Below are 12193 nucleotides of genomic sequence, written 5' to 3'. Positions count from 1 at the left end.
GCAGTCCTAAGCAGACCGACGACGACTTCCGGCCAAGCCAGCGAATGCCAAGCCAAGCAAGGCAAGCGTCGACGGTTCAGGAATCGTAGTGTTACGTAGCTGAATGCCGTTGAGACGTGCGCCCCGATCATTGGCTAGCAGATTCAGATCTTGCGCTCCACCAGGATCAGCAACGAAAGTCCCGATAACGTACGAAGGATTCGTCAACGACGGAGTCGTACTCAATCCTTCATCACCAGCAACTCGGATTTCGCGGGTCTGAGCTGGGTCATCAGAGTACCACAGCTGTAGGAGGTATTCGTCACCAGGATTAAGGTCAGTGAGTGTAATCACGTCGCCGATGTTATCTCTACCGCCTCTGAAATCAACGTCTGACAACAAGTCCTCGTAAGAGGTCGTCGTTGCGTTATTGGCTGGGTACGCATCGAATGTACCAGCGTTGCTGGGTAGAAAATCGTCCCTGTTAACGTAAGCATCCCCGTTGATTACTACGACACTCGTGTCGCCGTCGCCGGACAGATTGTAACCCTGCTCGAATACCCCGGCAGTGCTCACCTCAGCAGCCTCATCTCCTGTGACTGCAGTCACAGGCCCCCAGGCAATAACAGCAGCCGTCGCATGAGACGCCACAATCAGAATGCCCGACGTGAGCATCGCCGACAAGAACTTTTGTTTGAACATTTTCTTCATTAGAACAACTCCCCTTTTAAAGACCCGAAAAAGACGAATAAAAGACTCGGAACTTCCCATACCACCCCCAGGCTGAGCACAGCAATCCTGTTTCTCAGAAGCACTTCCTTGCAAAAAAGGGCAATAACAGCCAAGTTGGAATCGGCACCAAGGACTATACACGCCCCTGAGTGCGCGGATGGCATCACAAGGCTTCAATCGCTACTGTGGTACATTTCAGTCCACAGGTAATAGGCTTGCATTTGTCCGAGCGGGACAAATTATCCAAGAAAAACTTTTGCTTTGAGTGCCGCGCGACTACGTGCATGGAAAAAAGCACAAGATTCTTGTCCCACAACGCCTTTCTTGCGCCCATAGGTTGTACAGGAGGTCCTCCCTGCCCCTGCAATAATATCACTTTTCTTGCGCTCCAGTAATGAGTGCCGTAAGTACGTATACCAACATGTCCTCACCCTCGAACTCTTCAGATCGAACGGCTCAATTTGTTGCCTTGTTGGCAGCAAGCGAGCGCCGACTCGCTGGATTTGTGCTTGCAATCGTGCCAAATTTTGCCGATGCAGACGAGCTATTGCAAGAAACAAAGATCCGCCTCTGGGAGCAATTTGAAGATTATGACCCGAGCAAGTCCTTTGATGCTTGGGCAAAAAGCATCGCATACTTTCAGGTACTAACTTACCGCAAGAAGAAGGGTCGCGAGAAAGTGGTATTCTCCACGGAGCTTATCAACTCTCTGGAGGCAAGTTATGCTAACCATGAGAAAGAAATGGAAGTCCGTTTCGAGGCTTTACAAGAATGCCTTAAACTCCTCTCCGAGAAATATCAAACGCTCCTCGGCAAGCTTTATAGCAGCAGCATGTCCGTTGCGCAAGTTGCCAAGTCATTAGAAATGAGCGCTGAAGGTACACGCAAGGCTTTGTACCGCAGCCGTAAGGCACTACACAGTTGCATACATCGGCGTCTCCAATCCGAGGATAGGATATAGAGATGAAAGATTTGTCATCGGAAGACCAGGCGATATTTCGTGAGATTCATGAGTCTCTCTCTACGACCTTACCGGGAGATGTGTCTCCTGAGGGCATGGCAAGATTGCAAGGCTTGTTGGCAGGCAACCCTCGGGCACAGCAAATCTACTTGATGTACATTGCCGAGACGTCAGCGCTGCGAAATTGGGGCAGTAGTCAACTTCATGGCAATGCACTCATAGGCCTTGAACCGGACCCAGCAACGGTTCTTGAGCTTATCGAAGAGTCAGAACGAATAGAGCAGCAGCATGCCATCGAAGAAGCAAGACAGCAAGCTGCAGAGCAGGCTGCCTTGGAATTGGAGCAAGCAGAATTGCGGCGTCGCAGTGTTCAGCACATTGAAACTAATCGCCTGCCTTACACTGCGATAGGTTTAATGGCAGCTGCTTCCGTCTTGTTTTTGCTCATGTTCACTGGATCTCTGGCTCCACCGAATCAAAGCGAAACTGTTTCGCCGGCTGAAAGCAGCCTTCAGCCCGAGGTAGTCACAGTCAGTGATGCCATCGGCGCTGATCTGTCCGTAGTGATTGCCAGTGAAGATGCTCCCAGCAAGACGGAATCTGCGACAATAACAACCGGAACGCGACTCGCTGCCGGTCATTATGTGCTCACCAATGGTCTATTGCAGCTGGTTTTCGATAGCGGTGCTCAGGCGATACTTGCTGCGCCGAGTGAGTTTGAGTTACTTGGTTCCAACAAAGCCCTTCTCATCAATGGCAAGTTGGTCGGCAAAGTGCCACCGCAGGCGATCGGATTCACGGTTGAGACACCCACATCAACGATCGTTGACCTCGGCACTGAGTTTGGGGTTGAATTTTCTCCCGCACAGCAAGCCATGGAAGTTCATGTATTTGGCGGGGAAGTATCCATGAATTATGGCTTTAAGCAAGGCGAAAACGGCACTGGTAAGTCTCTCGGCTTGATCGCTGGACAGGCAGCCTTGGTGGACAACCAGAATAAAGCCTTCCTCAAAGAAACCGAAGTCGATCGCTTCGTCCGCTTTATGCCCACCACGATTGACTATGTGGGAATTCACGAAGGAGTGGGGGCGGAGCTGCGTACAGCGGCAACCCAAAAGCCATTGGATGCAGACGGCAATCATGTTCTTGGTTCAGCCGGCTACTATTTTTTCAACGCCGGGCATTCCGAAGCGAGACCAACCTATGCGGTTCCTCTCCAAGGCATGCTGGTTAAAAAACCAAGTTTTGTTGAAGATCGCCCTGGATTCAATGAAGGTGTCGCCGCCGGGGAGGGAGTCTATTCTGTGGGAGGACTTCCGGGCTATTTGAATATCAGTGATCCACGTCTCTCACCAGGTCAAGGAACCAGCGTCATCAAATCAGGGGTGCTATCCTACCCGCTGACCCAGTTGCAAGGCCGACCTTTAAATCCCCAAAGGGCTCGAAGAGGATCAGAAGTTGAAATGTGCAGCCTTGCATTGGGTGTGGAAACACCTGCAACAGGCTTTCGACTCGGTGTTTTCACAGACAATGGTGAGTTACCTGAAACTGTGCCTCAATCGATTCGTGTCAGTATTAACGATGTAGAAGCCGAGGTGAAAATGGAAAGCAAAGATTTAGATGGAGACGTCTACTTCTTTGACATCAATCGCGCTCAGAAGGGAGATGTCGTCAAAATCCACGCCCGACTAGCAGATAAATTTGTCTCCGTAGGAGGACTAACTTTTGATGTACCGAATAAAGAGGAGTTGTGAATGAATTGCTGAATTCAAATCGGATCGCCAATAGGGGCAGCTTGGCGACCCCTCTACCAACGGCATGATCGGATATATTTCCGATGGTGCTGGGGTGCGTAAGCTTCGCTTATCGGCTCTCGCTACGTGGGCTAATTGAATTGAGCAGCTCGGCTACGACACCAATCGTCACTCAGGTATGCATGCCTGAGTGGGTAAATAGCAGTCGACGTTCATGCCAGAAGAGAAGCGTGACTTTTCCCCAAGGAATTAATACTATGTCCACCAAGCCGATTCAGAAAGCTAGTAACCGAAGACGAGATGGTTTTACCTTGGTGGAACTCCTCGTTGTGATCGCCATCATCGGTGTCCTTGTCGGTCTGTTGCTGCCGGCAGTGCAGGCTGCCCGCGAAGCGGCGCGTCGGGCAACGTGCGTAAATAAGCTGAAGCAGATTGGTCTCGCGACCATCAATTGCCATGACGCTCACAATACTTTGCCACACGCGGGAGGTTACTTCCCTGGCGACGGACCAACCTTATCAACTGCTCCGCCAGCAAACCTCAGTTCCATCCACTACTTTTTGCTCCCCTACATGGAAAAGCAGGCTCAATACATGACCATGCAAGGGACAACACAAGCAACCAATACGCTTTTTTTTCCAGATAACCAGTATGCTTTTCCACCTGACGATTTTCTATGTCCCTCAGAAACCAGCACGGACGTGCCGGGCCAAGTCACTTGGCCATCCGGAGGCTTGGCTGGGAAAATATTTGGAACCACCAACTACGTTGCGAATGTGCAAGCCTTCGGACACTATTGGCCTGGTAACAACAAACGCGCCCCACAGCCGCGAGGAGACTCGAAAGCAAGTTTGAGGATTTTTACAGACGGTACTAGCAATACCATGATTTTTTGCGAACGGTATTCCGCGTGCCCGGCACCATTCGCAACGAGTTCGGGCCGGACTGCTTGGTTAGGCACGCTTCCCTCGCAAAACGATCCTCTGATTGCTTGGGATGTCTACCAGAGCGGCTCAAGTGGCCCGACGGAAACCGTAATCTCGACCCCGCAGATTGCACCGCCGGCTGAGGCTTGCAACCCGTTCACAGCACAAGCGGCTCACAACGTAATGAATACAGTTCACATGGATGGCAGTGTCCAATCCGTTGGGGGAGATGTCGACGAAGATGTGTGGGCATTCCTTATTTTCCCGGACGATGGAGGATCGCTGGAGTTTTTGAATATCTCCGATTGAGCGGGACGAGCTAAGAGATTCGGCGATGGTTGCAGTGGAAAGAAATCGCATCGCTGGACAGAATGCGTTAGGCAATTGAACGAACTACTAGCAGTAGACGGAATTGGGGTACATTAACGGCATGATAGCTAAAGGATCTTATTTGGGGTGCGGGCAGTTTGCTGCTTTAGCCTTACTCTTGGCAGTATTCGGCGGATGCGCCGAGGAAGTTCGAAACCCTAACGGCCGGGTCCTCGTTACTGGAGAGGTGCAGTACAACGGGAAGCCACTGACCGGTGGAAGTGCTAGTTTTGCGGTTGCGGACAACCGACGTCGCAAGTCGCGGGGGCTAATCAAGCCTGATGGCACTTTCATTATCACCAACGTCCCTATGGGAGCGGTTGTCATATCCATTGAAACCGATTCCATGTATTACGGTGCTCGTGACATGTACGTCGAAATCCCCAAGAAATACACCTCCTATGACACTTCAGGATTCACAGGCGAAGTCAAAGAAGAGGACAATCACTTCGTGTTGAAGCTGGTCGATGAATAGTGCAATTGGATACGTCAAGTAGTTTGCAGGCTCTAGTGGTGTAGAGAAGTGGGAGGTTCCGTTGAATTGTTTCTATATTTTTCAAACCCTTTTTAACAGTTTTAAGGGATCGCTACGTTTTGTAGTTGCGAAAGTCCCTTTGAGGGCGTGCGTGGCCGCAGCTGTTTTGGCCGACATGGCATGTAGCGCGAGTGCGATTACCATTGCCGACGCTGCTGGCGACTACCTTGCTGCCGCAGGAAGCACTTCGACTGCACCGTTGTCACCACCGACTGGCTGGAGTTATCTCGGTGCTGATATGCCCAACGGTGGTACTGAGATATCACTTACCGCTGGTGATGTGGGTAACCAGGGTGCGTCCTATCAAGGTTTCGTGGGTGGTTCTACCGCCGGAACGGCAGCCGTCTATGGGACTAACACCGCTAGCTCGCTGGAGTTCGAAATCTTCTCCAATGGGGAGGACAACGGCGCTGTGGTTGGTACGGACTTGCTTCTCCACCCTGGGCAGGGTGGTAATGCTGATGAGTTCGTTATCGCTCGCTATACGATTTCGACTGCCGATGCCGCAAATGCTGCTGCCGGCACTGGCTCCATCTCAGGCAGTTTTAGGGAGTTGATTATCGGTGGTGGTGCAGCGGTCGACTCTATCTCCGCCGACATCTACCACAACACGAACAACCTATTCTCTGTCACTGGCAACCAGTCGACCGCGAACGCATTGACCCAAGCTGAAGGAACGTTCAACCTGACGGGCTTGACGTTTGCGGAAAACGATACGATTGACTTTGTGGTAGGCATCAACGGCCATTTTGGCGCAGACGAGACCGCGCTGCAGGCAATTATTGAAGTTGAGCAAACTCAGCCAACAGAATTGCTGACACTACAGGTCCATACGCTTTCGGGGGATGTGAGTCTCATCAATGGCTCACAACCACAGGACATCGACTTTTACTCAATTGCGAGTCTAGGGGTGGCGCTGAACTTCGATGGCTGGAACAGCCTTGAAGACCAAGACTTTGAGGGCAACGGTGCTCCAGGCACTGGTAATGGCTGGGAGCAATCCGGGGGCAGTGGTGACACGGTGCTGACGGAAGCTTATTTAACAGGAAGTTCCGTCATCGCTGCTGACTCAAGCATTTCAATAGGCAGTGCATTCGACCCAACAGAATTTGGAGCGGGCAACGATGGAGATCTGACTTTCCAGTATCGACTAGCTGATGGTTCCGTCGTGCCGGGCCTAGTTGAGTACGTGACATCTGGTGATTTTGACGCGGATCTCGACATCGATGGAGTAGATTTTCTAGCCTGGCAACGTGGCTTCGGGACGATGTTCGACGCTAGCGATCTCGAAGACTGGCAAGACCATTACGGAGCAGGCGGAACCTCACCATCGCTTGCTGTCGCCGTACCAGAGCCTGCTTCCATCGTGTTGGTGATATTCAGCTTACTCGCCGGGCAAGGATTTTTTAGGCGTCAATCCCGTCCTGCCCGGTAATTTGCATGCAACCAATTGCGTTTTAACCCGTGAAAAGAAAGAGGTCTATTTATGAATCGAAACAACGCTAGGACCCTTGGTTAGTTACCACTCAGAGACGAAAAGGATCTCTCGGTATTTTTATGGAATTGAACTTTTTGATCGTGTGTTCTACTTGTTTAGAGACACTGTAATTTGAAACCCAGAGGAGCTTATCATGAGAAAAAATGTATTACTGTCGTCATTTATAGCATGCTTCTTTACGGCTAGCATGCTGCCAACGGCATCTGCCATCGTGATTGCTGACGCGGCTGGTGATTACGTTGCTGCTGCCAGTGCTACCACTGCCCCCACTGCGTTCCCCTCTGGATGGAGCTACTTATATTCCACTGCTGCCAGCGGCGGAACCGAAGTTGCCCTGACGGCTGAGACGGCGCTCGGCAATGCAGGTAACACGGGCTTTGCAGGCATTGATACCCAGTTTGGCACAGCGGCTGTCCTCGGTACGCTTACCGAAGACCCTGTGGACAATTTAGATTATCAGTTTGAAATTTTTAGCGACGGGTTTGATGGCAACCCGACGAATGCGAATGTTAATGAAGGCAACGAAGCCGTCGTTGGCACCGACCTGCTACTTCATCCTGGCCGCGCCGAAACCGAAGACGAGCCCCCAGTCCCCATCGACCCCGTGGTCATCGCCCGATACACGATTCAGGCAGGTGACTTATCGGCCGGCACTTCCGCTACCATTGCCGGTAGTTTTCGCGATCTCGCTGGAAGGGCGAATGCAGCTCCATCCCATGGTTCTTCAGAATCGGTAATGGTCGAAGTACTGCATAACGGAAGCTCGCTTTTCAATGCCACCGGTGGGGCAACAGCGGCGGGAACCACTGGCCATTTGTTGCAAGCTACAGGTACGTTCAATCTGACTGGGATTACGCTTGCACTAGGCGACACGATTGACTTTACGGTAAACAATAACGGCAACTTCGGTGGCGACGCAACCGCACTGCAAGCAATCATCGATATCGAATCCACCGGAGGTCTTCCTGGTGACTTTAATAATGACACGAAGGTCGATGGTGCCGATTTTCTGGAGTGGCAACGCGACAACAACGTCGGTAGTCTGACCGATTGGCAAAATAACTACGGCAACGGCGTCTCTGGCATTGCGTCAATTAATGCTGTGCCGGAGCCAAGCAGTCTATTACTTGCTATGTGGGCAGCTGCGATTTGTGGGTTCAGGCGTCGTTAGATCGACGGCTTTTCGACACAGATCGCACCTAACCGAGAAGAGGTGAGTGCCACAGGTACTCATCTCTTCTCTTTTATTGAGTGCAACAGGAATCACCCTCTTACATGCCTAATTCTATTCAATGGCTACTTGGTCTCACGCTATTCATATCCTCAACTGCAGATCTTCGTGCCGAGGACTGGTTGCAATGGCGTGGTCCGTTTGGCGACAATCACGCTCCGAGCGATGAAATCGCACCATTGACGTGGAGTGACGACTAAGGCTTGGCTTGGGTCGCCCCGGTGCCAGGCCGAGGCCACTCATCTCCAACTATCGTGGGCAATCGAATTTACCTCACTACGGCGGATGCGACAGAGCAAACGCAGTCGTTGCTGATCTTTGACAAACGCGATGGCAACTTGATGAAGCAGAAAGTTGTGCATCAAGGCAATTTGGCTGAGAAGATCTATCACGCGAATACCCATGCCAACTCGACCGTTGCTTGCGATGGCAGTCGGCTATTTACGCTCTTTAACAACGACCAAGCTGTTTGGCTAACTTGTTTTGATCTCGAAGGTGAGCAACTTTGGCAAGAGCGTGTCGCAAGTTTTGCTCCTGTTAAGTTTTCTTTCGGACACGGTAGTTCACCAATCGTGGTGGATGGACTGGTCATTATTGCCAATGAATATGACGGCGAGGGAAGCTGTCTTGCTGCTTTTGATACCCAGACCGGAGAAGAAAAATGGAGAACCCCCCGCCAACAAAACATCTCATTTTCGACCCCGGCCATTGCGAGGCTTAAAGCCGGAAATACTCTGTTGCTGAGCGGAGCTGGTCATGTAGCGAGGTACGAGCCATCAAGTGGCGACGAACTTTGGGTCACGCCCGCTACGACAGCGCTAACGTGCGGCACGGTAGTTTGGGACGAAACATTAGGATTAGCATTCGCCAGTGGCGGCTATCCCACCTCACAGACAGTTGCAGTGCGACTCGATGGCGATCCTGAAATCGTTTGGAAAAACAGTACCAAATGCTACGAACAGTCGATGCTAGTCGTCGATGGATTCGTCTATGCGGTGGCTGATAGTGGGGTCGGCTTCTGCTGGCGTGGCTCTGATGGAAAGAGAATGTGGAAGCGCCGACTCGGAGGAAAATACAGTTCCTCACCACTTTTGGTCGGTGATCGCATTTATGTGACCAATCAGGCAGGGACCACATTTGTATTCAGGGCGACACCTGCAAAATTCGAGTTGTTGGCCGAGAATCAACTCGGCAACTTAGGCTATGCGACACCAGCCCCGAGTGACGCAAAACTCTATCACCGTTTCGCGCGGGGGAAAGGCAAGGATCGACAAGAGTTTCTGGCAGCAATCGGTGAGTGAAGCAAGTAGATACGTTGAATCGACGACCTTGATATTCTGACACTCTTGAATTGCCAGCCTGCTCTATGCTTGTGTCAATTCGGTGACTCTGTCGCTCTACATGCCAGTCCATCCACCAAATCGTTGAATCGAGACTGGTGCAGCTAAGCGAATGAGGTGATCACCTGTGAATAGCGTTTAAAAAGTGCGGCGCTTGGCGGTCGAAATGCAGCGATTTTCGAACGCTCTTCACAATTGGGAAAATCGACTTACTGCAGTTAGTGCAGTGCCATTCGTTGGACAAGACGCCGCGTCTTGAAATCCACACGAACTGCGCGAGGTGGTTTTCACCCGTGTCGACCCAACGATTTGCTATAGCGCGTCGGTGACGCCCACCGCACGCAGTTTTGACAGGACGCCAAGATCGCTTTGGCTGGTCCAGAAAATGCCTCAATCCGATGACATCTCAACTTCTAAGATGGGCGCAAAATCTGTCACTTGGCCACTTAGCGTGACTTCCTTAAGTCGCGTCGGTCAAAATGGCCGATGCACTTTCGGCATTTTGGTTCGTGACCTCGGAGGGAAACTCGAAGCGTCGTAGGAAATGCTCGGCTAGCGGAGGACCCGTGATGGAGGCGATCGTATCTTTCTTACTAGGATCGCTGAAAAGTGTCGCGGGAAGGAAATCCGCTCGATCGCTACTGGCGTAGCCCCCGCGGTGCACCCCAGCGGAGAACCTAAGCAGGGGGGGCCTCACTCCCCCGCCCGCACCATCGCCAGGATGCCCGCTTTCACGGCCTTGGGGAGGTCTGCCCAGCGTCGAATCAGCTCGGCCAGCTCGGCATCCACCACACCCGATTGTGCGCCAGGCGCGCCGCATTCTGCGCCGCTTGAATCGGGAAGTGTCGTTTTTCCCGGGTTTCGTGGGGGTAGTTCGAGTCCCTCATCGCCCACTTATTTAGCTTTCAGCCATGGGCTGTCAGCTCTCAGCTTGTTTGATGGATGCACTTGCTTGGCGTCGATCAATCTTCTCCTCTAGCCGTCGCGCTACGCCTCAAGTGGCGTTCCCTGTTGCTCGTCTGCCTTTTCTGCTCCAAACGTGTTTCTTGGAGCAAAAACCCCAGCCAGATTTCTTGATTGCGTTTTAACAACGTATGCCGCGTAACGACCTACTCAGGCTGGTTGTTGAGCCGGCCACTCACTTGAAGAGAAAAAATCGGCCTGAGTAGTGGAAAACGCGGTAGCGCTTTGCTCTTACCCCGAGTTGAGGCTGGCGAGTGTTTGCGTTACTCAGGGCGTGCCGACTGCGGCAATTGGTTCAGTGGATACCATTGTAGCCGTTTGGGTGGCCAAGAGCGGGTGGGGAGTTATGAAGTGACTTTTGTGCGAACAGGACTACGCAAAGAATGAACCTGTGTAGATCAGGTTGCGCACGTGTTTTAGAGCAACTAACGTTTCGTCCTTAATTTCAGGAGGTTTTACTGTGAATGCCGCTCACGCGGAGAGTCTGCTAGCTCACTTGCAGCAGATTCCCGACCCGCGTGGGGCTAAAGGAAGGCGCCACTCATTGCAGGCCATGCTGGCCACCGTTGCCTGTGCCGTATTGTGCGGTGCGCGAGGCTATGAAGCCATTGCCCAGTGGATTCACGCTCAAGAGAAGAGCGTTTGGTATCTGCTGGGGTACTTTCGCACGCTGCCCAAAGAAGGCGCGTTTCGTTACTTACTGAACATGATGGACCCGGAGCAACTCGAACAAGCCTTGCGTGCTTGGATCACTCCTCACGCAGAAGTCGACCCCCAAGCAATGGCCTGCCTAGCCATTGATGGAAAGACGCTTTGTAAGACCCTGGATCGGTACGGCAAGTCGGTCCATCTCTTGAGCCTGTTTGATCAGCAGACCGGCTGCGTACTCAGCCAAATGCCTGTCCCGGGAAAGACGAACGAGATTAAGACCGCACCCCGAAATTCTCCAGACGCTTGTCTTGGAAGGACGTGTGGTGACCGGAGACGCGATGTTCGCACAGACCGAGATTTGTAGGACCATTACCGATTCGGGCGGTGACTTCCTGATTGTCGTAAAAGGCAATCAGGGAAACTTAGAAGAAGACATCGCCGGTGATTTCTTACCGGCCTTTTCCCCCCGCCAGTCAGCGTAAAAAAGAGGCGTTCCAAACCGAGGTCCGGACGCACACCAAAGAGCATGGTCGCGTTATCACGCGGCATCTTCAGGCCAGCACGCGGATCGTTCCGCACCTCTCTCGCTGGCCCGGACTTCGGCAGGTGATTCGCTTAGAGCGTACGAGTCGTCGCAACAACGAGACGATCACCGAGTTCCAGTATGCCATCACCAGTCTCTCTCCGCAGCGTGCCGATGCGGAGAAGCTGCTTGAGATCTGGCGTAGCCATTGGGGCATTGAAAACCGTTTGCACTGGGTTCGTGATGTCCTCTGGCAAGAAGACCGTTGTGGGGTCCGTCATCACCGTGGAAGCCAAAACTTAGCCTGCTTCCGCAATGCGGCTATCAATCTGCTCCGTTTAGCCAAAGTCCCCAGCCTCATCGGTGCTATCAGAGAAAACGCTTACCGAGTCGATAAGCTATTCGCCAAGCTGGGTATCATGAAACTTTGAATCGCCCTACTGGCAACTCATCGATAGTTTTCGCGAAATCTGCCCACAACCCAAAACTTCGGATCGTACGCCAAGCAGTAAGGTTGGGCATCGCGTCGAGGAAGGAACCTTCAACGGCTTCAACGGCTTCAAAGGACGGAGTAACGGCCACCGGATAGATTACATCCTGCACAACGGCAAGTTTCAAACTCAGCACGTAGGCATTGTCCGAACTCACGTGGGAGACCGTTATCCCTCGGATCACTTCCCTGTGACGGCAACCCTCCTGCCGCTCCTAGACTGAACCAATCTAGCCAATGA

General features: G+C 52.2%; 13 protein-coding genes. 10 read left to right on the top strand and 3 right to left on the bottom strand.

What is annotated here, in order from left to right; all coding sequences use genetic code 11:
* Positions 1 to 6: 6 nt before the first annotated feature.
* Entirely contained in the window at positions 7 to 690 is a 684-nt protein-coding gene (locus tag HG15A2_RS08125) for a PEP-CTERM sorting domain-containing protein (RefSeq protein WP_218932410.1), read from the bottom strand.
* A gap of 490 nt (positions 691 to 1180) precedes the next feature.
* Here HG15A2_RS08125 and HG15A2_RS08120 point away from each other — a divergent pair, with 490 nt between their 5' ends.
* The 8 genes from HG15A2_RS08120 (at position 1181) to HG15A2_RS08090 (ending at position 9286) form a co-directional block, all read left to right on the top strand.
* On the top strand, positions 1181 to 1672 hold the full coding sequence (locus tag HG15A2_RS08120) for a sigma-70 family RNA polymerase sigma factor (protein ID WP_218932409.1): 492 nt from the start codon (positions 1181 to 1183) through the stop codon (positions 1670 to 1672).
* A 2-nt stretch (positions 1673 to 1674) separates the two neighbouring features.
* Entirely contained in the window at positions 1675 to 3426 is a 1752-nt protein-coding gene (locus HG15A2_RS08115) for a FecR family protein (protein ID WP_145059561.1), read from the top strand.
* A 257-nt stretch (positions 3427 to 3683) separates the two neighbouring features.
* Complete coding sequence (locus HG15A2_RS08110; protein ID WP_218932408.1) at positions 3684 to 4661, top strand: DUF1559 family PulG-like putative transporter; 978 nt, start codon at positions 3684 to 3686, stop codon at positions 4659 to 4661.
* A gap of 121 nt (positions 4662 to 4782) precedes the next feature.
* Positions 4783 to 5196, top strand: a complete 414-nt coding sequence (locus HG15A2_RS08105) for a hypothetical protein (protein ID WP_145059557.1) — start codon at positions 4783 to 4785, stop codon at positions 5194 to 5196.
* A 151-nt stretch (positions 5197 to 5347) separates the two neighbouring features.
* Entirely contained in the window at positions 5348 to 6691 is a 1344-nt protein-coding gene (locus HG15A2_RS08100) for a hypothetical protein (RefSeq protein ID WP_145059555.1), read from the top strand.
* Positions 6692 to 6887: 196 nt separating this feature from the next.
* A complete protein-coding gene (locus tag HG15A2_RS08095) occupies positions 6888 to 7925 on the top strand; it encodes a hypothetical protein (protein WP_145059553.1) in 1038 nt (345 codons plus the stop codon).
* A gap of 104 nt (positions 7926 to 8029) precedes the next feature.
* On the top strand, positions 8030 to 8185 hold the full coding sequence (locus tag HG15A2_RS23870; protein ID WP_218932407.1) for a hypothetical protein: 156 nt from the start codon (positions 8030 to 8032) through the stop codon (positions 8183 to 8185).
* 54 nt (positions 8186 to 8239) lie between these two features.
* The gene (locus HG15A2_RS08090) at positions 8240 to 9286 is read left to right on the top strand and encodes an outer membrane protein assembly factor BamB family protein (RefSeq protein WP_218932406.1); all 1047 of its coding nucleotides are present in this window, start codon (positions 8240 to 8242) and stop codon (positions 9284 to 9286) included.
* A 732-nt stretch (positions 9287 to 10018) separates the two neighbouring features.
* On the opposite strand, the gene HG15A2_RS08085 is transcribed toward HG15A2_RS08090, so the two are convergent.
* A complete protein-coding gene (locus HG15A2_RS08085) occupies positions 10019 to 10219 on the bottom strand; it encodes a hypothetical protein (RefSeq protein WP_145059550.1) in 201 nt (66 codons plus the stop codon).
* Between the two features lie 529 nt (positions 10220 to 10748).
* On the opposite strand from HG15A2_RS08085, the gene HG15A2_RS08080 reads away from it, so the two are divergent.
* Positions 10749 to 11303 (top strand): ISAs1 family transposase, encoded by a 555-nt coding sequence (locus HG15A2_RS08080; protein WP_218932405.1) that lies wholly within the window; start codon positions 10749 to 10751, stop codon positions 11301 to 11303.
* Positions 11304 to 11380: 77 nt separating this feature from the next.
* Entirely contained in the window at positions 11381 to 11893 is a 513-nt protein-coding gene (locus HG15A2_RS08075; RefSeq protein ID WP_145059546.1) for an ISAs1 family transposase, read from the top strand.
* Here HG15A2_RS08075 and HG15A2_RS08070 read toward each other — a convergent pair.
* A complete protein-coding gene (locus HG15A2_RS08070) occupies positions 11880 to 12110 on the bottom strand; it encodes a hypothetical protein (RefSeq protein WP_145059544.1) in 231 nt (76 codons plus the stop codon). The genes HG15A2_RS08075 and HG15A2_RS08070 overlap by 14 nt on opposite strands.
* Positions 12111 to 12193: the final 83 nt, after the last annotated feature.

Source organism: Adhaeretor mobilis (genome assembly GCF_007741515.1).
GTDB classification, from domain to species: Bacteria; Planctomycetota; Planctomycetia; order Pirellulales; family Lacipirellulaceae; genus Adhaeretor; species Adhaeretor mobilis.
Note: the sequence above shows the minus strand (reverse complement) of the source record. Positions and strands in the feature narration are given on the sequence as shown.